22 protein-coding genes are annotated in these 22819 nt (G+C 56.0%); 21 read left to right on the top strand and 1 reads right to left on the bottom strand.

Annotated features, from left to right (window positions below; all coding sequences use genetic code 11):
- Positions 1-20: 20 nt before the first annotated feature.
- The 21 genes from E5678_RS15185 (at position 21) to E5678_RS15085 (ending at position 21204) form a co-directional block, all read left to right on the top strand.
- The gene (locus E5678_RS15185; protein ID WP_136179307.1) at positions 21-1415 is read left to right on the top strand and encodes a hypothetical protein; all 1395 of its coding nucleotides are present in this window, start codon (positions 21-23) and stop codon (positions 1413-1415) included.
- 518 nt (positions 1416-1933) lie between these two features.
- A complete protein-coding gene (locus E5678_RS15180; RefSeq protein WP_168708650.1) occupies positions 1934-2194 on the top strand; it encodes a hypothetical protein in 261 nt (86 codons plus the stop codon).
- A 255-nt stretch (positions 2195-2449) separates the two neighbouring features.
- The gene (locus E5678_RS15175; protein ID WP_168708578.1) at positions 2450-3304 is read left to right on the top strand and encodes an OmpA family protein; all 855 of its coding nucleotides are present in this window, start codon (positions 2450-2452) and stop codon (positions 3302-3304) included.
- Positions 3305-3328: 24 nt separating this feature from the next.
- Entirely contained in the window at positions 3329-4954 is a 1626-nt protein-coding gene (locus tag E5678_RS15170) for a pilus assembly protein TadG-related protein (RefSeq protein WP_136179304.1), read from the top strand.
- Positions 4951-5865: a hypothetical protein gene (locus E5678_RS15165; RefSeq protein ID WP_136179303.1), complete on the top strand. Its 915-nt coding sequence runs from the start codon at positions 4951-4953 to the stop codon at positions 5863-5865. The genes E5678_RS15170 and E5678_RS15165 overlap by 4 nt, the downstream gene beginning before the upstream one ends.
- A 17-nt stretch (positions 5866-5882) precedes the next feature.
- The gene (locus E5678_RS15160; protein ID WP_136179302.1) at positions 5883-6695 is read left to right on the top strand and encodes a pilus assembly protein; all 813 of its coding nucleotides are present in this window, start codon (positions 5883-5885) and stop codon (positions 6693-6695) included.
- Positions 6696-6703: 8 nt separating this feature from the next.
- The gene (locus tag E5678_RS15155; protein WP_136179301.1) at positions 6704-7504 is read left to right on the top strand and encodes a hypothetical protein; all 801 of its coding nucleotides are present in this window, start codon (positions 6704-6706) and stop codon (positions 7502-7504) included.
- Between the two features lie 47 nt (positions 7505-7551).
- The gene (locus tag E5678_RS15150; protein WP_136179300.1) at positions 7552-7734 is read left to right on the top strand and encodes a Flp family type IVb pilin; all 183 of its coding nucleotides are present in this window, start codon (positions 7552-7554) and stop codon (positions 7732-7734) included.
- 10 nt (positions 7735-7744) lie between these two features.
- On the top strand, positions 7745-8665 hold the full coding sequence (gene cpaB, locus E5678_RS15145) for a Flp pilus assembly protein CpaB (RefSeq protein ID WP_136179299.1): 921 nt from the start codon (positions 7745-7747) through the stop codon (positions 8663-8665).
- 81 nt (positions 8666-8746) lie between these two features.
- Complete coding sequence (locus E5678_RS15140) at positions 8747-10201, top strand: pilus assembly protein N-terminal domain-containing protein (protein ID WP_136179298.1); 1455 nt, start codon at positions 8747-8749, stop codon at positions 10199-10201.
- Between the two features lie 8 nt (positions 10202-10209).
- Positions 10210-12123, top strand: coding sequence for an ATPase, T2SS/T4P/T4SS family (locus E5678_RS15135; protein WP_247596795.1), 1914 nt, complete (start codon positions 10210-10212; stop codon positions 12121-12123).
- Positions 12124-12957: a type II secretion system F family protein gene (locus E5678_RS15130; RefSeq protein WP_136179297.1), complete on the top strand. Its 834-nt coding sequence runs from the start codon at positions 12124-12126 to the stop codon at positions 12955-12957.
- Positions 12867-13877: a type II secretion system F family protein gene (locus tag E5678_RS15125; protein WP_136179296.1), complete on the top strand. Its 1011-nt coding sequence runs from the start codon at positions 12867-12869 to the stop codon at positions 13875-13877. Before E5678_RS15130 ends, E5678_RS15125 begins: the two co-directional genes overlap by 91 nt.
- Before the next feature lie 118 nt (positions 13878-13995).
- The gene (locus E5678_RS15120; protein ID WP_168708576.1) at positions 13996-14850 is read left to right on the top strand and encodes a TadE family protein; all 855 of its coding nucleotides are present in this window, start codon (positions 13996-13998) and stop codon (positions 14848-14850) included.
- A gap of 51 nt (positions 14851-14901) precedes the next feature.
- Positions 14902-16545, top strand: coding sequence for a polymorphic toxin-type HINT domain-containing protein (locus E5678_RS15115; RefSeq protein ID WP_136179294.1), 1644 nt, complete (start codon positions 14902-14904; stop codon positions 16543-16545).
- Entirely contained in the window at positions 16533-17948 is a 1416-nt protein-coding gene (locus E5678_RS15110) for a PoNe immunity protein domain-containing protein (RefSeq protein WP_136179293.1), read from the top strand. The genes E5678_RS15115 and E5678_RS15110 overlap by 13 nt, the downstream gene beginning before the upstream one ends.
- Positions 17949-18150: 202 nt before the next feature.
- Positions 18151-18639 carry a hypothetical protein gene (locus tag E5678_RS15105; protein WP_136179292.1) on the top strand — a complete coding sequence of 163 codons (489 nt, stop codon included), beginning with the start codon at positions 18151-18153 and terminating at the stop codon, positions 18637-18639.
- 82 nt (positions 18640-18721) lie between these two features.
- Positions 18722-19357 (top strand): hypothetical protein, encoded by a 636-nt coding sequence (locus tag E5678_RS15100; RefSeq protein ID WP_136179291.1) that lies wholly within the window; start codon positions 18722-18724, stop codon positions 19355-19357.
- A 70-nt stretch (positions 19358-19427) separates the two neighbouring features.
- The gene (locus E5678_RS15095; RefSeq protein ID WP_136179290.1) at positions 19428-20297 is read left to right on the top strand and encodes a hypothetical protein; all 870 of its coding nucleotides are present in this window, start codon (positions 19428-19430) and stop codon (positions 20295-20297) included.
- Between the two features lie 48 nt (positions 20298-20345).
- Complete coding sequence (locus tag E5678_RS15090; protein ID WP_136179289.1) at positions 20346-20549, top strand: hypothetical protein; 204 nt, start codon at positions 20346-20348, stop codon at positions 20547-20549.
- A gap of 22 nt (positions 20550-20571) precedes the next feature.
- Positions 20572-21204: a hypothetical protein gene (locus E5678_RS15085; RefSeq protein ID WP_136179288.1), complete on the top strand. Its 633-nt coding sequence runs from the start codon at positions 20572-20574 to the stop codon at positions 21202-21204.
- Positions 21205-21246: 42 nt separating this feature from the next.
- On the opposite strand, the gene E5678_RS15080 is transcribed toward E5678_RS15085, so the two are convergent.
- Entirely contained in the window at positions 21247-22794 is a 1548-nt protein-coding gene (locus E5678_RS15080) for a nitrilase-related carbon-nitrogen hydrolase (RefSeq protein WP_136179287.1), read from the bottom strand.
- Between the last annotated feature and the right edge of the window lie 25 nt (positions 22795-22819).

Here is a 22819-nt window from a genome sequence, read left to right as displayed (position 1 = left end):
TGAAGGACAGAACACACCGCATGCGTAATGTTTTCCATCTCTGCGCTTCACTGCTGATTCCGCTGGGGACAGGGTGTGCCCATTTGAATGTCGATATGCCTCAGGAGCGTCTATCAACCAGCGATGAGTTTTCTGCCGCCGATGCAGACAAACCGAAGGACGGCAGCGGCAGCCTATTGAAAGTTCCGACCCCGCCAAGTGCCACTGAATCCCTACCGCTTGCCGCCAATGGTGCAAGCTTGGGCCGAACCGAGCGGCCAATGGTGCTGAATGCCGAGGGTGACAGCTTAGAACGAGCGCCTGTTGAAGCATCGATAGGCAGCAAGCTGTTAGAGCCTGAAGCAAACACGTCTGGCACCCGTTTGAGCAAGACCTTTCCAGGTAGCTCCGGTATGAACATCGCGCCAATAGCCAGCCCACCGCCAATCATTGCGGGTGCGGCGGTTCCGGCGATCAAGAAAGATCTAGAAAAGGCTGCAGGTTCCGTAGAACGCAAGACGGAAGCAAGCCATGGGAGCGTTGCTGCAGGCAACCCTTCCGTCCCTGGCCAGCGTCTTGAACCTCTGGTTGGCCAAATCGTCGGCTTGACCAACGGTGGGCTGGTGTTGACCGATGCAATGGGCCATGTGTTGCGTCCAAGGCCTGGCGCGCTCGGATTCCGGTTTCGAGCCGGAGAGGCCTATTTGCAGGGCAGTGATGGCCACCAGCTCATGGTCGTGCGGCAGCCTGTGGGTCAAACCTGCCTGATCGAAGATGCAAAGGACCGCTCCGAAGGGCAAAGCATCCGTTGCTTCAGCGAAGGTGACACGCAAGCGCCTCCGGTGGAGCCCGTGATGCGCGATTGCTTTCAAGTTGCCACAAGAGGCTCGGCATTTACGCTCGGCTACCAACTGAACGGGGTTTGGCAACGGCTCGTCGACGTAGCAATGGATCCAGTCGGAATTGAACGTCAGCAACACAAAACCTATGTGAATGGAAAACTATTGCTGGAGGCCATCATTCACCTCCCACTGATCACGCCCGTGGCGCAAGTGGAATGGCTCAACTTCAGCGGGGGCTCGGAGGCGGGCGGTGGATTGCAACGCACCGGCAGAAGCGGCGGCATGCCGCTGGATCTCAGGGTTGGAGAGAGCCGCAGCTTCTCCGTGACCGAATCGGTCCAGGACGCCGGCCAACCTCAAGCAAGGGTAACGGCTCAAGAGCAGCGCATCAAATTGGTGTCGATCGGCGCGCTGGACACCCAGGCAGGCCGCTTTCCGTTGACCTGCCATATCGAAGAAACCAGCTCCTCCAGGAAGCGCCCCACCCAGAGCTGGTACGCGCCCGGCTATGGCGTCGTCAAAACCGAAGTGCGATTGGCCGACAACGCCGTTCGCACCCTTGAGGCGATCGAAATTCAGCAGCCTCCCTACTGAGGTTGGCAGGCGATGTGGGCAAATAAGAACACTTTTGGTCGATGCTCGGCAGAGCACGGCTGGCGTCAAACGGATCGCAGGGTGTATCGAGCTCGGGAAGTGACCGGTCTTCCCCAATCCGTTGGACTACCAAAAGCGGCTCGAAACCGCTCGAACCCTCTCAGTTCTTGTCCATGCGGTGTTACAGCATCATGAAACGCACGGTGTTGGGCTGGTATCAATTTCGATATGCCTTGGAAAATTGAAACCAAACGTTTCTTCGGACAAGACGAGAGAAATGTAATGAGAAAGACACCTGACTATGGTAAAAACTTTTGTGCCTGAGTGCATGGGGTAGGTCGTTCGTGCATGTGAGTAGTTCCCTGAAGTTCGCACTCAGGTGCGCCTTCAGGCGAAGTCCAAGCATGCGCGGAGGCCAACTCCTGGGAGCAGTCGCAAGTCCACCGGTCATGCGGCGCATTTGTTTGCCTTTTTTGTTCATCCATTTCTAAGCGGAGTCCAACATGTCCATTGCAACCATGAAGCAATCCATCGCCAAACGCCAGCAACGTGGCCAGGGTATGACCGAGTACATCATCATCGTCGCGCTGATCGCCATTGCCGGCATCGTCGTGTTCGCCGCTTTCGGTGACGTGGTGCGGGGCCAGACCGCAGCGATGGCATCCGAGTTGTCGGGTCAGAACGGATCCGTTGGCAAAACGGCGGCAGGCGCCGGTAAAACCCGCGCCGAGAGCGGTGCTGTGGCCGGCAACCTGTCGGACTTCACCGGCAAGCAATAACTGCTTCATCGTGCGTCCTGCGCAGCGGCCCGATGAAGGCGGTTGCTGTGCTTGAGCGATCCAACCCGGCAACCAAGGGTTTTGGCCCTTGGTTGCCTTGAGCTTGTGTGCTCTCGGTCGAGGTCGGTCCCCCAATGGGGGGCTTTCCGAAACTGCCCGCCAATGGCGGGAAGCGCAACTCATAAAAATGCAATTTGGTCAGGGGGAAAGTCAATGGGTAACGCATGGTTGCGACGCGTGAGGGGCGCTGGAGTCTTGGTAGTTGCCATTCTTGCGACGGCTGTGCATGCCGGCGGACAAAACCCAGACGGTTTCAACACGCCCGGCGGCTACAACATCGTCAGAAGCGAGACAACCGACTATGGCGTTTCTTTGGCACGTGTCGTGTTTCAGTGCCTGGAAAAAAATGCCTGGGTCACCTGTACCCCCAAGCTCGGTCCTTACAGCGATGCAGGGGTGCCCAAGTTGGAGGGGCGGATCGAGCAAGTCAGCTACAAGGCAGAGAAAGCCGGCAGTTCTGGAATCCTGCTGTTCCGCAACTACGAGCGGGTCATCAGCGAAATGGGTGGCCAGCTGGTTGCGAGAATGTTCGGTCACAACGAACGCTCCGGAAAGCTTCGCTTTCTCTTCCTGATCCCCGGTGCGCAGAAGAAGTGGGTTCTGTTTGAAACCTGGGGCCTGTCAGACGGTGAGATGAACCTGACCGTCATTACCAGCGCCGATGTGCCGAACGTGCTGACGGCAGGCGAGCTCAAGAGTCAGCTCGACACAGCAGGATTCGCCACGCTCAACATCAATTTCGACACCAACAAGACCCTGGTTCGAGATGAAGATAAACCCGCACTTGATCAAGTGCGGGATCTGCTCGTGAGTTCGCCGTCGCTGAGGCTGTCCGTAGATGGACATACCGACAACGTGGGTGGCACCGCTGCAAACAAGCAACTGTCGCAAGGCCGCGCCAACGCGATTGTGGAATACCTGAAACGCTCCGGAATCGAGGCCTCCCGCCTCAAGCCGCAAGGTTTCGGCGCAGAGGCGCCAATCGCCGACAACCGAACCGAAGAAGGCCGGGGGAAAAACCGGCGGGTTGAGTTGGTAAAGCTGCCATAACCCGTATGGAAAGAAAGGGGCGCTGTGACTTCACCCGACCAAGCTGATATCCGTCCGTGTCCCGACGCAACCCGCGGCTCCCGCAGTCTCGGCGCGCCGGCGCGCCGGGTCACGTGGGCCAAACAAAATGGGCCATCGGTCGCGGTAAATAAGGCGTTTGCGCTGCCGTGCGTTCCAGCCACTGCAATCAAGCGGCTTCGAGGGCAAACAGTCTTGTGGTTCCTGGGCCTGATCGCGACCATGGCCGTGGTCAGCGTGGGCGTGTACAGCGTGGGCCAGGTCACTTCAGAAAAGCAAAAAATCGTCAATGCCGCCGACGCCGCCGCCTATTCGGGCGCCCTGGTGCAGGCCCGTGCGTTGAACATGGTTGCTTACGGCAATCGGGCTGAAATCGCCAATGAGGTGTTTTTGGCCCAGGTGATCAGCCTGCAGTCGTGGATGCGGTATATGGAAACCACGATTGAAAGCGCCAAGTACGTCGCGGCAGCGTTTTCCTGGACTGGAGTGGGTGCTGCCGTCTACTCGGTATTGAACACGGTCGAGCAAGTGATGAGTTCCGCCAATCAGGCCTATGAAGCCTTCCCCCCTGCTGCTGCCGCACTTGTTGAGGGCTATGCCACAGGGCTCAGTGCTGCATCCCGACTGATACTGAACGGTCCGGCTATGGCACTCGCTGCCAAGCAAGCAGGCGACAACGTGCTGAGGGCCAATGTGGCAAATCAGAACGGGGCTTCTGATACTGCACCCGTCTCTATCTATGGTGTTGAATTGGGTGCACTGAATATCATCTCCTGGAATCAGGCCTTCGCCGAATACACCCAATCTAAACTAATTCACAACAGCAGCGACGGTCGCAAGACTGCCGCAGATATTTTGCTGGCTTCGCGCGATGCCTTTTCAGAGAATCGCGTAGGTCCATCAACCTATTTGTTGCGGCTTTTATGGGGGTCGGCAAGTATTGGATTTTGCCCTGCAGTGGAGTTTGGATCGTCAAGAGATGGCGTCACGCAATTGAAAGACTATGAACGATGGGAAGCGCAAGACACTTCAGAATATTACGTGGCCAAAGGTGTGAAATGCAGGAAAAAAGGGGTTCCATTCGGATGGGGCCGTTCGACGATTGCAGATCAGGAGACGCAAGGCGAAAGCCGAACCAGTCCGCACAGAAATGCAGGATCACTGGCCTATAGCGACAACCCGGCAACCAATCAAGGCTGGTCGGGGGTAAAAGCCTTGTTTGATTTGGATCGCGACCAGACCAACGGGCGCCCAAAAAAAGAAGAGTTCAATTTCTATTTTGCCGCCGCCAAGCCAAAGGCCAGCGTTAAAACAGCCGATCAAATGGGGATCTATCAGGCCGACAGTGCAGCCATGAATCTGGGCAATACCAAGATGGATCCCAAAACACTGGGCGACCAAATTGCCGCGACAAGTGGCGCCCGCGTGTTCTTCGCGAGGCCCTGGCGGGACAACCGCGACTTCACCGGCACGCCGCTGTTTCGAGCCGATCAGCACAAAGAAGTGGGAAGCCTGTACAACCCCTACTGGCAAGCCCGATTGGCGACACCTTCATGGGAAGCCGTCCTCGCGACCTACCAGGGCAACCTCCCAATCTCCGTCTTTTCCCAGAACTCCGACGTATTGCCTTGAATTTTTTCCGTTATTGCAACTGCCAGACCACCATGCCACCAAGCCTGACCACCTTCGAATCTCGAATCGGCCCTAAATGCCTGGCGCTGATGGCGGGCGCCGTGTTGATCGCGGGCTGCGACAGCAATGCGGCCAGCGGATCAGTCAAATCGCAGGGGCTGCAAGAACCTGACAACATCATCATCAAAGAAACCTTTGTACTGGCTCGACCAGACATCGTCACTGCAGGGTTCAACAAGACCGTGGACGAGCTGTGTCCAGCGCTGCCGCATGTGACTCAGGCCGCCGTGGAGAAAATGTATTCCCGAACCATCGAGACCTATATCTCCGGAAGAAACAAAACGGTCATCAAGAAAGAATTCAAGGTTCGAGGGGTCGATGATCCTTGCAACTCTTTGGGCAGTCGTGTTGAAAGCGTATCAATCGACAAGCCCAGGATGCATATTATCGTGAACAAAAATGCCAATGGCATCACGGCCGAAATCACAGATTTCTCGAAAAACGAGATGGCCGATTTTGCATTTGATCGCGCAAAAAAATCTTACCCTGGCCGGGTGAAGTTCTGGAAAGACGCGGCGTACAGCAAGACTGAAAAAATTTTTGGTCACGAGTGTGGTTATCAGCAAGGCATTCCCACTGCCTTTTGCACTCTGCTGCCCAACCCGCTGGTTGTCCCATTCAAAAACCTTTTGGTTTTGAAGACACCTCCGCACAAGCCTGCTCCGGGTTGCGAAAAATCTGTTGAAGAATCGCTTCAAAATGTCCCGTTGCTCTCTCTTTCGGGAAAATGTCTGGGCGATATGGTGCACACGATTCAAAGTTTCGAGATGAATGTTGCCATGCCTGCAGGAATTTTCGAAATACCCGAATACGCTCGAGATGTTAAGCCTGTAATGAAGGTGATCGAATGACACACCATCGAAACAGATTGTTTTGGCAGCGAGGCCAAGCCACCACCGAGTTGATTGTGGCTTTGTTTGTGCTGATCCCCCTGTTCTTCATGTCGGTCTACGTTTTCAAATATTTCGATATGAAGCAGTCGGCCATTCAGGCCAGTCGCTACGCCGCATTTGAGCGCAGTTGGGACCCCAAGAAGACCATTAAATCAGATGCCGTATTGGCAGAAGAAGTGCAGGCGCGGTTTTTCTCCACGAAGCACCATATCGCTTACCAGGATCGCCCCGGTCAATTGACCGATCAGGATCGGGTACCGCTGTGGACCGACCTGACACAGGCCAACTTGCTGGCCCAGTTCACCGACGTGCAACTTCGATGGGACAACAGCCAGTCTTTGACGGCAGGGGTGGCCAATTTGCCCACATCGTTTGGCGGAAGCCTGCTGTCCTTGCCCGACCACAAAATCTTCAAAGCCCAGGTGAATGTGCCCGTGGCCAACGTAGCCCACTTTGATGCATTGAGCAGTTTGAACCTGACACTGCCTGCTGCCACGGCCATTGGTGCCGGTAGCTGGTCCTCCAGTGGCGCGACGTCGGGTGATCAAAACACTTGTGACACCGTGAAGCGTCTGGTACCCACCTCGTGGGATCTGGCTGGCGCTGGCGATCTTGTGCGAACGGTGATCTCTACAGTCGTGGGCATCTTCGAAAGAAATGACATTGAGCTGGGCATTGTGAAACCCGACATCGTGCCCGAGGGCAGTTTGCGCGCCAATGGCGATCTGCAAGCCTGGACCAACGTGCCTGTGGCCAGCCAGAAAAACAACGCCATCAAATGCCCTTGACCCCACCCATGCCACGAGCCGCAACCGCAGCAGTCGCTGCACGGCGGGCACGCATCGCATTGACCATCATTCTTGCTGGAATGGCGGTCGGGGTTGCCGCTCATGCCCAAGAGTTCACCATGAGTACAACGCCTTGGCCATTGATACCCGACCCGCCTAAAAGCAAGGTGGAATGGGTTTCGGCGGATATGCGGGTCAATGGACTCCCAATGAAGGTGCTCAAGTTTGAAAGCACGGTGGCACTGGAGGAGCTGATAGCGTATTACCGGGCACACTGGGACGCTGTGGACGGGAGTGTGGTCGCCAATATTGAAGGAAAGAAATCGTCCATATTGGTCAATCGTCCCGATAGCAATTCAGTGGTTATTTCAAAATTCCACGGCCCGTTTTTCATGACGGTCAAGGCCAAACGCGACAAGCTGTCAACAAGCAGCGGGACGCTGACCGTTTCATTGATGGGCGGAAACCAGCCCAACATGGACGCCTCGGATGTTCCACACCCGTCAAGTGCCAAGGTGGTGAGCCTGGTGGAGTCGGCTGACCTCGGAAAAATCAGCAAGACCGCCATGTTTGTTACAGATGAGTCCGTGGCTCAGGTGGAGTTCTATTACGCCAAAAACCTCCCCAATAACGGGTGGAAAATGGTGGATCGACACGCGTCGAAAGAGCGGCTCAATGGGCAAATCGCCTATGTGCTGATGCTCAAGAAGGCTGATGAAGCGCTTGAGGTGGTAATAGCTGCCGTCGAGGGGAAAAGAGCGACCGCATTTCGTGCGAATCAGATCACGTCTATCAACAGCGCTCGATGAGTTTCGCTCAGGTGCCTGAAAATAATTCGAATGAGAGGAGCCAAAACATGCGGAAACAGGGAATGTGGATTCAGCGAGGTGCGGCGGCTGTGGAATACATGGTGCTGGCACTGGTGATGACCGTGGCTTTGTTTGGAAGCTTCGACGGAGGCGATTCGGTTGCCATCCGACTGGCAAAGGCTGTAACTGGCTACTTCAGTGCCTTGACCTATATTATTTCTTTGCCTTGAGTCTATTACTATGAATAAATTCAGTAAAAATTGGTTGTTTCTCGCATTGGCGATTGGCTTGGGTATTGTTGCGTTTTATCTCAGCAACAAGGTGATTTCCAATCGAATGCAACAGATCGAAGCAGAATTGAAAGCATCTCGAGAAACGGTCAGGGTTGTGGTCGCGTCCAGGGCCTTGAGCCCGGGCGATATCTTGAGCAACGAGACCGCGTCCGTTCGTGAGTTCCCCCGAGAGTTTCTGCACGATTCAGCCCTGGCGCCTGAGGATTTCTCAAAAATAGAAGGCGAAGCCTTGCTGGTGGGTGTTCGAGCCGGGGAGCCCATTCTTCCCGTGTATACGGTGACCCGAGGGGGCGCTTTTTTCTCTGGCTCGATCAAGGAAGGTCGGCGCGCACTGACCATCGAAGTTGATGAGCTCAGCTCCATTGCAGGCCTGGTTCGTCCAGGGGATCGCATCGACCTGATCATGTCAGCCAAGCCCAGGGATCAAGGTGGCGCGATGGGTGGTGCACCACAGGAAAGCTTCACGTTCCCGCTCTTTTCCTCGGTTGAGGTATTGGCCACCGGCAAGGCCCAGCGGGGAAGCGGTGGCAACATCGAAAGCTACAGCACCGTCACCCTCAATGTGACGCCGCAACAAGCCAACGACATCATTGCTGCAAAAGCCGAAGCGAAAGTAACGGCGGTGCTGCGAAGTCAGAAGGACGATTTTCCCAACACGAGCCAGGCAACGTCGGTTTCCGATGTCGTGGCAGCAGCAGCGCGACTGAAAAGACTCAACACCACCGAATACATCGTGGGAGGGCGTGGGGCCAATGGCGGGGCCTCCATCGTCACCAGCGTACCCGTAACGTCGGCTGTTGAGCTGCCTGGGGCAACGCCTCAATCGTTATCGGCGGCGCCTTTCCCCACCCTTTCGGCCATCAAATAGCCATTGCATAGCTGAAGGCAAATCCAGTTTGAATGCCTTTGCTGATCAAGCCAACAAACTTACCCATTCCGGAAAACCTTGATGAAAAGAAACATCGTTTCGATCACCTGCCTGGCCATGCTGTCGAGCCAGGCCTTTGCACTACCCTTTGGCTACAGCGACTTGCTGGCCCGCGCCATGCCGAATGAAAACGCTGTAAAGATGTCAGCGCAGGCTGATATGGTTGTTGCTCAAAGCACCACCAACGTTGAGCGATCGGGCCAAGCATCCAGCATTGCCGGACAGGCACCGGGGCCAACTGTGTCCAGCACGCCTACTCTGGATCTGTACCCCGGAGAAGTCAAGGTGCTGGCAATTCCCAAGGTGGAACGCATCGCGATTGGCAACGGCAAACTCCTGACCGCCACCATTGTGGATGAAAAACAAGTGGTTTTGCTGGGTGAGTCGGTGGGGCAGACCACGATGCACCTGTGGTTGAAGAACGGCACCCAGCGGCGCTTCGAGGTCACTGTCGCCGGCGCGAACCTGGCAGAAAAGGCAGCACAGGAGTTGCGCAACATCTTGACCATTGAACCAAAAATCAAGGTGTCGATGGTCAATGAAAAAGTCATTCTGACCGGCGACTACTCCAGCGCCGAATCCGCAGAGAAGGTCAAGCGCATCGCAGCGCTTTACCCCCAGACATTGAATCTTGTGAATGAACGTCCTTTGGGCTTTGAAGTTCCAAAAGAAAAAATGGTGTTCATGGAGGTCAAGGTGATCGAGGTGCGCAAGTCAGCGGTTGATCGACTGGGCATCGACTGGAATCTGTCCGACGTCGCCGGACCAACCATCTCCAACAACTGGCTGTTTTACAGCAACTCTCGGTCCCGGCCAGACCTGAGCCAAAACGGCCTGGGGCCAGTCTCGCCTGCCAGGCCGTTCCTTTCTTTCATCGGCATGGGCAACACGATCACGTCGATGCTCAACTTCCTGGAAACCAATGGCGACAGTTGGGTATTGGCTGAACCTCGGGTGTCCACTGTGAGCGGGGGGTCTTCGACTGTGCAAGTGGGCGGTGAAGTTCCCATCCCCGTCACCTCTGCCCTGGGGGCCATTTCTGTTGTCTACAAAAAATATGGCGTGATCCTGGAGATAGAGCCGGTCGTCGATGACGAAGGAAACATTCGCTCAAAAATCGTCGCTGAAGTGAGCCGGCCCGACGGATCCACCGGAAACGGGGCATTCACCAGTTTTATCACCAACCGCACATCGACCGAGGTGAGCATGAAGGAGGGTGAGACGCTGGTCATTTCCGGACTGCTGCAAAACAAGGGAGATGGAAGCGAGTCAGGGGTCACCGGTCTGAAAGACGTTCCGGTGTTGGGACGGCTGTTTTCCAACCGCGCTTTTGGCAACGACAGAACCGAGATGCTGGTGGTGGTGACGCCTCGGGTTCACATACCGGGCTCGGCAACGGCCAGTCGGCAGGTTCTGGAAGCCGACGAGGCCATTGGCCGTGTTCAGACCAAGATAGAGAAGCGCGTGGACAACTAGGAAAATCCATGAAATTCTCCATAGAAGTCCGCTCCAAAGACGGCGTCAATTCGCACGAAGTGACCGGCAATCGCTGTGTCATCGGCTCGAGCGCTCTGTCTGCCGTGGTGCTGGCTGGCTGGAAGATTCAAAAGCAGCATGCCGAGCTTTTCATCTCTAACGAACAGATATTCATTCGCGATCTCGGAAGCATGTTCGGCACCACTGTCGACGGCGTCAAAATCGATACGCTGGGCCCCCTCAATGCAGACCACCAGATTGCCATAGGGCAGTACCAGGTGTCGGTTTCCTGGGCCCGCAGCGAGCAGACCAGCGCCTCCACCGCCGCGTCGCACCCCAATGCACAAAGCGACGAAGTCGAGCGCCAGATCAAGCGAAAGATCGAAGAGTTGCAGGTTCTGCAATCCAGCGCCGTGCAGACGGTTGACGCCATCGAAGCCATCGAAGAGGGTCGCCAGGCCCCTCAGGAATCAGGGCGGCTGATCGACTCGCGGTCGTCGCAGGCGGTCACGGGCGGGCTAAAAAAGGCCGTGTTGCAAGGCCGGGCCAATGACCGGGTAAAGGGACAGAGTGCAACGCCAGCTCGGGCAGTCCAACCACAAGCGGCTGAAGCAGAGCCTCTGCAAGAAGCGTTTTCAAAAACGGTTTTGGTCGATGAATCGCGGCTGGCTTTGAGGCGGTCATTGCAAGACAAGTTGATCGCGTCCTTTGATCTGCGAAGAATCGACATTCACAAAATGTCCGATGAGAAACTCAGAGCACAGGCTCAAACGGCATTGGAAGAGATTCTGAAGCTGGAAGTCCTGCCACCTGAAGTCGACCGCGATGAACTGATTCGAGAGGTTCGTGACGAAGCGATTGGCTTGGGGCTGCTGGAGCCCTTGTTGGCCGACCCAACGGTGACGGAGATCATGGTCAACACGTTTGATGAGATTTTTGTCGAGCGAAAGGGTGTGCTTTCCCGTGTACCACTGGCTTTCTCCAGCGAAAAATCGGTCATGGGAATCATCGAGCGCGTGGTAGCGCCGGTAGGGCGTCGAATCGACGAGAGCTCTCCTTTGGTGGATGCACGCCTCAAGGACGGCTCTCGCTTCAACGCCATCATTCCTCCGCTAGCCCTGAAGGGGCCGTCGATGACGATTCGAAAGTTCGCGACCAAGAAGCTCGGCGGCGAAGACTTGATCACGTTTGGATCGGCCAGTGAAGACATGGTCAAGTTCCTGCGCATCGCGGTGCAATACAAGAAAAACACCATCGTCTCGGGTGGAACGGGTTCGGGCAAAACGACGCTGCTGAACATCCTCAGCAACTTCATTCCGCATGGGGAACGCATCGTCACCATTGAAGATGCTGCTGAATTGAGAATTAACCACGAGCATTTGGTTTCGCTGGAAGCACGCCCGCCCAATGCCGAGGGCAAGGGTGCGGTCACGATTCGCGACCTGGTGAAAAACTCGCTGCGTATGCGTCCCGACCGCATCGTCGTAGGCGAGTGCCGAGGGGGCGAAGCGCTGGACATGTTGCAAGCCATGAACACAGGTCACGATGGTTCACTCACCACCGCCCACGCCAATACGCCACGTGACATGCTTGCCCGCCTGGAGATCATGGTGTTGATGTCTGGCATGGATCTTCCGGTGGCGGCGATCCGCGAGCAAGTGGCCTCGGCAATTGACATCGTTGTGCAACAAACGCGGTATGTCTGTGGCAGCCGCAAGATCAGCAAGATCTGTGAAGTGACTGGCGTCGAGTCGGGAAAGATCCAGTTGCAAGAGTTGTTTGAATTCGTCGAAACCGGTTTTGGCGCTGATGGCAAGGTGCAAGGCTATTTCACGGGTTGTGGCGCCATTCCAGAATTCTATGAACGCATGCAGGCCTCCGGCATGAAGCTGGACATTGATATCTTTCGGAAAGCAAAATAAATGGACATCATCATTGCCTTGTCTGTGATGCTCTGCGTGGCCCTGCTGGTGTTTGCCGTGCGCGGGTTTTTTGTGGACTACAAAAAAGGGTTTACCAGTTCTGCGTCCATCACGATGCAGGAGATGTTTCTATTCATTGACCCGCAAAAGCTGTTCTTTGTGAACATTGGGGTCGTTCTGATCGTGCCCATTCTGGTTTGGATGCTGACGGGAAAACTTGTTCTGGCCATTGTGGTGACGCTGATTGCCCTGATCCTGCCCAGATTCCTTTACGGATTCATCAAAAGGAAGCGGCTTGAGGGCATTATTGCCCAGCTGCCTGATGCACTGAACATGATGGCAGGCTCACTGCGCTCAGGCGCAAGCTTGGCGATTGCGCTCGATCTGGTGGCTACTGAAACCGACCCACCATTGAGCCAAGAGCTGTCTTTGCTTTTGCGCGAACAAAAGCTTGGGATTAGTTTGGAAGATGCCATGGAGAGCATGAGCAAGCGGTTGAATTTGGAAGAGATTGATCTTTTTGTGTCTGCTGTGACCATCTCAAAAAGTGTCGGTGGCAATCTCGCGGAGGTGCTGGAAAGGCTCGCTCAAACCCTTCGCAGCAAGGCCGTCATGGAAGGAAAAATCAAGGCGTTGACCGCACAAGGCAAGCTGCAAGGGATTGTGGTGGGCCTGTTGCCCGTATTTATGGGGTTTGCCTTGAATTACCTCGAACCAGAGGCCATGGCACCGATGTTTTCTACGTGGTATGGCTGGGTAACGGTTGGTGTGATCAGTTTGCTTTTGATCGTCGGCGCTGTATTCATCCGAAAAATCATTGCCATCGATGTTTGACGCCTAGCGCAACTTTCACAACAAGATTTAAAAATAGGGAGGGCGAAGTGGAGCTGTATCTCATCTCGGTGTTGTTCATGCTGGCGTTGCTGGGAATTTTGTATTCAGCTTTCAAGCTGTTTCAGGAAACGCCGGATGACGACCGAACCTTCAAGGACAAGCCGCCCTTGCTGTTCCGAATCTTCTGGCCGTTCATCATGTTGATCGGATCAACGATCAAACCCATATTCAGCGCGGCCACTGGCGAGACCTACAAGGTTCTCTTGAAGCGCGCTGGACAAGACTACTCGTTGTTGCCACTTCAGTTCTATGCTGGAAAGATCCTCTGCGTTCTTCTGGGAATCGGTTTTGGCTTGATGCTGACCAAAGCCCTTGGCCACACCAACATCGGCGCGTCAATTTTGTTGGGTGCTGTTGCCTATTACTACCCCAATCTCTGGCTCAAGGAGACCACCGTTCGGCGAAACACGGCTGTATTGAAAGCGCTGCCTTTCTACATCGACCTTTTGACGCTGTCGATCGAAGCGGGTCTTAATCTCTCCAGCGCGCTGCGAGCGGCCGCTGACAGGAGCCGCCCTGGGCCTCTGGTGATAGAAATCAACCGCGTGCTGCGAGACGTCAGCGGGGGCAAACCCAGGGTGGAGGCCCTTCGCGAGTTCTCAGACCGCCTCAAGTTTGCACCCGTTTCCAGTTTTGTCAGTGCCTTGATTCAGGGAGAAAAAACCGGATCCAGTCTGGGGCCAATTTTGCGGGCGCAGGGGGACCAGCGGCGACAGGAACGCTTCCTGAGAGCGGAAAAGCTCGCAATGGAAGCCCCCGTGAAGATGTTGGGCCCCTTGATCTTGTGCATTTTTCCTTGCACTTTTATCGTGATCGGGTTTCCCATCGCCATGAAATTCTTGCACAGCGGAATTTTCTGATGATACCGAGGCTGAAAGGAAGAGCATGAGAACCCCATACCGCCCCGACAAAACCAGGGTAAGAATGCCCTGGCTTCAAGCGCATCGAAAGCACTCGGGCGCATCAATGACAGAGTTTTTGATCATCAGCCCAATCGCGTTGTTGTTCATGCTGTCAATCGTGCAGTTTGGACTGGCCTTCATGGCCAAACAAACGCTGAACAACGCCACATTTTTAGCCGCCCGTCATGGTGCCAACAAACATGCCAGCATCAACGAAATCGAATCGTCGCTGGCCAAGGGCCTGATTCCCTTTTATATCGACTCGGCAAGCGGAACGCCCGATCTGGGCACGATGGGTGCCGCTTGGGTACGGTCATTGGCCGACGTCAAAGGGCCATTCACCAAAATCGAATTGATCAGCCCGTCTCCTGAGGCCTTCGAAAACTTCGGGCTAAAAGACAAAGACAACAACACCTATATTCCCAACGACAACATGGAATATCGGCTGGTCAACAACGCAAGCCTCAGAGGTGGACCCAGCGGAAGCCAGTTGTCCATCCGTGACGCAAACATTCTGAAGATCAAGGTCACCTACGGCTATCAACTGAAGATTCCGCTGATCAGCACCGTGTTGAACAAGGTGATGTGTCTGGGGGCCGCTGGTGGGGGCGATGTGGATGCCTGGAAGGCCCGTGGGCCCGTCGGGCTCGACCTCGACGCCGTTCGGTGTGCATTTTACGCAGCCGATCGCATGCCCTTGGTGGCCTACGCCACCCTGCAGATGCAGTCGGATGCCTACCAAGGCGCCACCACGGGAACAGGGACGGGAACCGGCACCGGAAGCGGTACGGGTGGGACGGGGACGGGGGGGACAGGTACCGACCCGGGGACCGATCCAGGAACCGATCCAGGAACCGATCCGGGTACGGACCCCGGCACCGATCCAGGAACCGGCCCGGGTACGGGTACGCCCCCGATCACCTGCCTTTGAGCGTCAGCGCGAAAGACGCCGTTGAGCCCCATCATTGCAAAGCCAAACACGATGCTTCAAAAAAACCGACAAAACAGGTCCCTTGCCGCGCACGCACTCATGCGCCGTTCATGGCTTTTGGCATTGGTGCTCTCCCTGCTGGCATCGGGCTCCGTCTGGGCTCAGGAAGGCAACTCCAACCCGCCTTCCTCCGGTGATACATCGGGTTCATCATCAATTGTCACGCAAGAGTGTCCGAGAAATCAGTGCTTCTCTACCGTCGAAGCCCGCAAAGCCTTTGGAGTCGCCAACAGCTGCTACTTCTTGGAAGACATTTGCACAAACTTTGATCCGGGAACGCAGGCGGCCCAAGAAGAGGATCGCGGTTTTTGGGGTTCGCTGTGGGACGCGGGCGTAGGCGCTATCAAGGCTGGCTATGAATTTGTCAAAGGCCTTTATGCCGGTTTGGGTGACCAAATCTCTGACTTGATCGGCTTGGTTTCCGATCCCTTGGAGGTCGCTCAAGGTCTTATCGAGCTGGGGAAGCAATTTATTGAGAACCCGGAAGAAACGATTAAGAAACTGGCTTCCGTCATCGGACAGGATCTGGTCAATCAATTCAATCAAGCCACTCAATGCGGTGCTTATGATTTGGGGAGGGTCATTGGCCAGAACATCAACCCGGTCGTGATTCTCAAAGTGGCGAGCAAGTTGGTGAAGTTTGGCGGCAAGCTGGACGATGCCGTGAGGGCCACGAAAATCGATCTTGGATGCGCCAGTTTTGTCGCCGGCACACCCGTTTTGACGCCCGATGGCAGCCAAGCCATCAACAACATTCAGGTAGGCAACTCGGTGTTGTCGCGGGATGAGAAAACCTGGCTGGATGCGCCAAAACCGGTGACCAACACGTTTGGTCGCGTTGCACCCAGCTACCGTGAACTCACGACCGAATTTGAGACCTACCGCTTGACCGATGAGCATCCTCTTTGGGTGCAGGGGAAGGGTTGGACCGAGGCGAAAGACATCACCGACGATGACGTGGTCGTTTCGCTCAAAGGCGACGTGCGCGTCACTGGCAATGAGGCCGTTGCCAAACCTGTTCAGGTTTACAACTTCAGTGTCAACGAAACACCCAGCTACTTCGTGGGTGATGCAGGTTTGTGGGTACACAATGCCACTTGTGCGCCCAATTTCCGAGAGTACTTCTTGGGGGCCAAGAAACCAAAGGACTTGGATAGTGCCAAAAAGGGCTATTGGGGTGAGCTCAATACCAAGCAAAAACTTGAAGCGGAGGGTTATGAAGCAAAAGTGGCGGTGGGCGATGGGTCAAGCGGCTTCGGAGATTGGGTCGGTCAAACAGGCATCGATGGAATCTATAAGAAAGATGGAAAATGGGTAATTGTGGAGTCAAAGACAACAGGCTCCACCAACGTGAGAGATCCTTGTGATACGACCGGTAGGTTGTGCACGTTGACTGGAAACGAGCGACAAATGAGCGATAAATGGATTGTTGATCGTGTTAATAGTAATTCAAATCTGACCCAGGCTGAAAGGACGGAAATTATCAATGGCCTTGGTACTGGAAATACTTCGCGCGTACTATCCAAGACCGATGGAAATGGAAATACTACATTTAATGAAATTCTGCCTACCACTGATGCATCTGGTCTACCAAGCACAACTGATGTTCGGGTTGGAGGCACATGGACACCATGATTGAAGTTTTTAAAAAAAATGCATTGAATCGAAGTCTTGATGCATTTCGGGATCCGCATCCTGAACCCAGAAGGTATGCGTCCCGGTTCGATATTGTCCAACTGGCTACTGAACCCAAAGGTGATTCGTACTTTTTGTTGCAGGAAGCTGATTCTGAGGAAAGGGCTGCGCAAAGCCATGCAGCATCCGGTCGCTTCGTAAACGAGGTCTTTGAGTGTTGGTGGCTCATGTACGCGATGGGAGAGCCCCTAGATCGATGCCTCGCTCAAATGCGTGCGGACTTGGTTGTCCTAGAGCGCCTCAGGGAGCTGAAAGCGATGCGTTGGGGGGTCGGCACACAGCAATATGAGGCCAGACTCTTTGGCATGACAATTGATCAAGGGCTAGCTGCTGTTGGGTTGTGGTGCTTGCTAGAGCCCGATGGAACTCGGCTTGGGCAACTTCTTGGTATGCATTATCAGCATCCAAGCTTGCGTCTGCCTTCCGTGGACTTCCTGCTTGATGGTTTCTTGCCCGAGGGTGTTAAGCGCCCCGCAAAGTACGAAAAGAACCCCACCTACCAAGGCATGTGGGACGCGCTGATGCGGGCGCTGGCTTCGGAAGGGAGCGAGGCCCAGTCGCTAGGCATGGCCAAATACATGGCCAACTGGAACAGGCTGATGAAGCCGCTGGGCTGGAAGCCCGAGCGGGTGTATTGCCCTCTGGCCGAAGATGGCCGTCAAGTGGACCCCAACTGCCAAGGCGACCAGTTGTTTTACCGCTTTGCATTTGAGGCGGCGCTGGCCGTATGTGCCTTCGATCTTGACGACAGCGCGTTCCGTGACCATCTCTACTACCCGCGCGATCTGGTAGACCATTACCGGGCGAAGGTGCGCCAGCAACGCGATGGCTGGCGGGCCGTGGGCGCTCCAGCCCGATTTGCTGTGCCGTTGCCGCCACCGCGGAAAAAAGCCGATCTGGCCAAGAGCAAGCTCAAAGGCTATGCGCGCTGGGTTGAGTTGGTGTGCGACGGCGACAAAGACGCCCACGAAGCGGTGATCGAGGAGACCGGCCGCTTGCGCAGCTTGAAGAAGGAAGCCGGTGAGGCACTGGCGGGCCTTGCAGCAAACGGGCAGGGCGTTTGTGCCGACATCAAGGACGACGATACCTTAACTGCGCAGCTCGACAGTATGCTGGAGGCTCGAGGACTGGAGGGGTTTGATTCGTCGACGGTCGGCGGAGCCGGACCGGGGCGTTGTGAAGCACTGCTGAAGAGCGCGCAAGCCTGGCTGTCTCAAACCAATTCCGGCTACCGGTTGTGCACCCTGGACTTGGGTGATGATGCTTGGTACGGATTGATGGTGCGCGAGGCTTTTGCGACCGATTTCGATGCGCTTGGCGAGGCTCTCGGCCTGGCCAAATAGCGGACCTGTCAAGTAACGGTGACCAGAGTATCAGGATCGTCGGTTTTTGCATTAGGCGCTTTGCTTGGTTTGCATTTTCTCGAGGCCATCGGTATATCGAAACACCCGGAATCACCTGTCAGAAACACCTACCCAGATTGGAGCAGTGGCAGCTGGCTCTGTGAATCAATTTTTAATCTAACCAAATGAAGGAAATATTCGGATGAAGTTGTGCAGTCTCTCGACAGCCTCTCTATTGGCGTTGGTCAGTTTGGTCGCCGCACCGGCGAATGCCGCGAAACTCTCTGACCTGAAGGTCATTCAAGATGCGGCTCAGACGGGCATGTGGACCATGGAGTCCAAAGGAAGCCCCGAGGGCATGCAGGTGCCTGATTCGTCTCAGACGGTTTGTGCCACGCGCGAAGAGATTTTGAGCAAGTTTGACCACGCTTTGGCTCACAGCCCCGAGGGTGAAAGCCAGCAATGCCCGACCAAGCTGACCACCAACAAGGCAAGCCTGGGCGTTGCGACGATGACTTGTCCCGCATCGAAGATGGTCGTGGGCAAGAACACCATCAATCTGCCTGGCATGACGCTGTCTGCAGAATTCAAGAAGGTGGGTGCGAACCGTTGGAGCAGCAAAATGGCCAACATGGTGGGCACCTACACTTATCAAGGCGCCGCTACCGCGGGATGTGTCAACAAGCGTTGATTAGAGGTTGGCATCCTGCTCATGCCGGTGATCCGCGCTTCGGTGTGATGCGCCGCACCGAATCAGATTGAAGGGGTTTTTCGTGTTTTCTCGTTTCTTCAAGGGGCAGTCGCCCAAGCAGGCTGAAAAAGGCGGCGCGAAGGCGCACTCAGCGGATCAATTCACCGCCCGAGTCAAACACCTGGCGTTTGTTCAAGCGCTGGAGCAGAACGGCGTGCCGCCAGACCAGATGCCACTCACCCGGCCTTTGTGTGGTGAGTTGCTGGAGGCTTATGCGTTTGATACGTCCGATCAATTCGTGTTTGCGACACCGGCCTTGATGAAGGAGGCGGGTATCAAAGTCTCGGATGCCGAAGACTTGGCGTTGCACAACTTGCAGCAAGAAATCAAGCGGCATGGTTTGCGGATCATTGAGGACAATGGTTCTCACATGTTGCGGGTCGGGCCAGAGGAGGCCGAAACCCATCTGGACGCTGCCTGCCTGCTCTCCGAGGGCATTTGGAATTTGTTGATTGAGAGAACCGAGCCCAAGGGCGAGTTGCTGCTGATGGCTCCAACGCGCGACTTTCTCATGGCCATGGACAGCGCCAAACCGGAAACCCACGCCAATGCGTTCGCATTTGCGAAGCACGTGATGGGGTTGGAGTCGGTGCATGCGTTGTCACTTCAACTGATGATCAGGCGGCCTGATGGCTTCAAGGTTTGGCATCAGGATTGATTGCTTTTCCTGGCGGCGCTGTCGCAATGGTCAAGAGCAGTGTTTAGGATGGTTTTCAGGGAGATACGGAATGAAGTTGGTTGTGCATGGGGCAGGTTGGTTTGATGTGGCCTTCAAGGGAGGTGTTTTGCTATGTGCCGTGGCCTCAATGGCCGCCATGGCGCAGGCTGCGCCAGATGCTGTGGTGGAGTTAAAGCCTGAGGAAGTAGCTGCCTTCTTGGCCAAACACCCTTATGCGGTGGTCCAGGCGACCTCGCCGGACAGCAGTTGTACGTATTGCGTGGGTGCAGACAAAGTGTTTGATCAAGCGGCCGCTCAGAAGCATTCGCTGCCTTGGGTGTTTGCTCGGGTGCAGTGGTCACCCTGGAACAAAACGCCCGATTTTGGTGACACCATGAAGGTGTACGGCGCGCCCGCCCACTTTGTTTTCCTGAAAGGGCAGCCGGCGCGCGATGCGGGTGGGCGCCCCGTCAGTGCGAATCAGTTTGCCCAGACAATCGCCCGGATTGCTGGCGCCAACGGCACACAGGGCCAAGCGGCGGTCGCGGGCAATGGTGCTGTGCCGAAGTTAGGAAAACCTGCGACCGAGGCCCCCGCGCAGGGTGATATGGCTCTCAGCCGCCTGATGGCGCGAGACCAGTTTCTGGCCCGGACCGTCAAGGCTTGTGGTCAGATGTATCCGAATGCCCAAGGGGGTTTGACCGCAATCTACCAGCAGTGGCAGACGGCAAACAAAGCTGCGCGCGATGCGGCTGCGATGCAGCTCATGCAGTTCGCGACGCGGCAAGAGCGCGCACCTTTTGATGCGGCACTTCGCGCAGAGAAGGCTTCTGTGCAGAAACTGCTGACCCAAGACCTGGGCATTGACTGGAAAAAGAAACCCACCGCGGCCCAGTGCGGGCTTGTGGTCGATCGGGTCACCAAATTGCCGGTCCCCTGAAGGGCGCTTCAACGAACTCAACGATTTCAAATTCATTGGAAAGCAGCGATGTCAACTTTGTATGTGTTGGGCAACTTGCTGGGCCGGGCCATCGTGAGCTATGGCCTGGTGTGGCTGGTGTGCTGGCTGTTCAGCAGACTGGATTGGCGACTGGCATTTCGCCGGAGCCGGCGGTGGTACAGCGTAGTGGCCGTGGTGGTCTTGACGCTGCTGGGACTCGTGTCGGCTGTTCAGCGCGCTGGCGGTTTGTAGGCCTTGATATGAACGAACAACCATGAACGATTTGAACCAAAGCACGGTTTTGGGCCGAAGGGCCTTGCTCTGTTCCGGGGTGGCGGTGTTGTGTGGTGCCGGTGCGGTATCCGCACAAACACCAACCAAATCCCCTCGCATTGCTCGGTACATCAGCGGCGATCGGGCCCTGCGCGAAATGCAGGTTCACCAGATCAAAGAGATGGGGCTGGAGATCTGGATCGAAAACCAGCCTCCGTGGACCACCGGGGTTCAAAAGCAGAATGGGCGCTACCTGTTCACGGCTCAAAGCCCGGATCGGTACCACCCTCCATCGGCCATGACGTTCAGCGGATGGAGCAACAAGGCCGTATCTGAGGGTGCACTGCCAGGCGTTGCGCGTTCGGCCATCGTGCACGGGGCTCAAAATTTCGGTGTAAGCGCCGGCGAAGCGCGCGCGTTGGCGGTATTTCCAGCAAGTCACGGCATTCTGCAAGGTTCACAGGCGCGCTTTTCGGGCCAGGCCCAGGATTTGTTGATGGATGTGCAGATCTTTGTCGGTCAGGCTCCGGGCAAGTTTCCAGTGGCGCTAACGGTGTACACCCTGAAAGACAAGATGGTTCATCTGGAAGAGGTGATTCGGCGCAGTTGGAGCAACGTCCAGTACCTGACCTGATCGGTATCAGGTCGTCCAGGTCAAGCGCGTCAGGGTGGGCGTTCAACGGGGCAGGGGATCCGAAGCAGGGGGGGTGATGGCGCCATAAAACCAAGCCATGGCGCGGGCGTAAGGCGTTTCGCCCGTGCGGGTTTGCACGCTCACCACGGTGTGCAGAGCCTCGGTCTTGAGGACATGTCCGCGTTCGGTCACCACACCGGAGAATCCCCCATTTCCTGCGCGAAGAATGGGCTTTTGCGACTCCAGCGCCCGGGCCTGCAGCATCTGGACGATCAGGCCGTCCAGCGTTGCGCTGTGAATCCAGGACTCACTGGACGCGTTGAGCAAGGTACCGGCCGTTAAAAGGCGGGCGTTCACGATCATCGGGTCAGAAATTTCACTGCAAATGGCGGCGGCCAACCTGAAGCCAGGCATCTCAAAAGGCGCCGTGTCGCCCATTCCCGCCGGAAGAAAGTTGGCGTTGGGATAGGCCGAAAACAGGCTGTAGACCCAGGCGATCACTGCGTTGGCGCTGGTTTGCTCGGTAAACGGAATGAGCGATTCCTTGGGGCGTCGACGGACTGAGCCTTCAGGGCCAAGGTGAATCATGGCATTGGTGGCCCCTTGAATCACGCGTTGGGCCGACACCAAGGAGTCTGGCGCACCAACGATTTGGTGGTTGCCCGAGCGCTTCACCGCAGCCATCACCTCGGCTCGCCAATCTTTCGGATATTCAAAGGCCGGGTGCACAAGAAAGAGCTCGGGGTACAGGGTGGCAACCGCGTCGGTTCGCTGCGCCAAATCCAGAAGCAGACCCTGGGCCGCTGCCTGGGCCTCGGGCGTGTACTTCTGGCCTTCAAAAAGCGAGGTGTGTACCAGCCTGACAGGCTGAGGTCGATCCAGGGCATGGGTCCAGTGCCAAGTGCGGGCCAGGAGGCACAATCCGATCAAGCCGGCAGCCAAAGCCAGGAGCCAGAAGCTGGGAGGGGTGTGGGCCAATGCCCCCTCTCCACGGGTTCTGGTGCGTGCAAGCAGCGATTGAAGCCCGGCCACCAGCAGGCCCACCCAGAACACGGTCAACGCCGATACGCCCGGGGTGCCCACAAGGGCGTACATGCCCGACATCCAGGGGTTGGCCGTTTGGCTGTAGCCCAGGGAGCCCCAGGTGGAGCCAAGGCCCAGGCAAACGCGCATGACGTCACCGGTCAGAAAAGCAGTCGCCAGCATGAAACAATGGGTGAGCTTGCCATCCAACGGCTGGAAGTTTGGACGCAACCACTTCACCAACAGGCCCAGACCCCAATAACTCACGGCATAGCTCGCTGCGAACAGCGAAAAGACGATGAGCATCAATGGAATTGACCAAGCAAACGTCCACTCTCCGGGCGACTGCAGCGCCCAGATCATCCAGCCCAAGGCAAACAGAAAGTAAACCAGCAACCAGCAAAACAGCCACGCCGTGTTGCGCAACAGGCGAGAGCCCATGTTCCAGATCAGGCAACCCAACGCCAGCGGAACCGAAATGAAGGCCCAATCGCCTGCGGTGGACAGCCCGGCAGCCACTGCAGAGCCCATGACCAAAAGGGCGCGAAGAAAGACTGAGGCGCGCATGTCAATTCACATTGGGGGGCTGTGG

Source organism: Hydrogenophaga sp. PAMC20947 (genome assembly GCF_004795855.1).
Classification (GTDB): Bacteria; Pseudomonadota; Gammaproteobacteria; order Burkholderiales; family Burkholderiaceae_C; genus Hydrogenophaga.
Note: the sequence above shows the minus strand (reverse complement) of the source record. Positions and strands in the feature narration are given on the sequence as shown.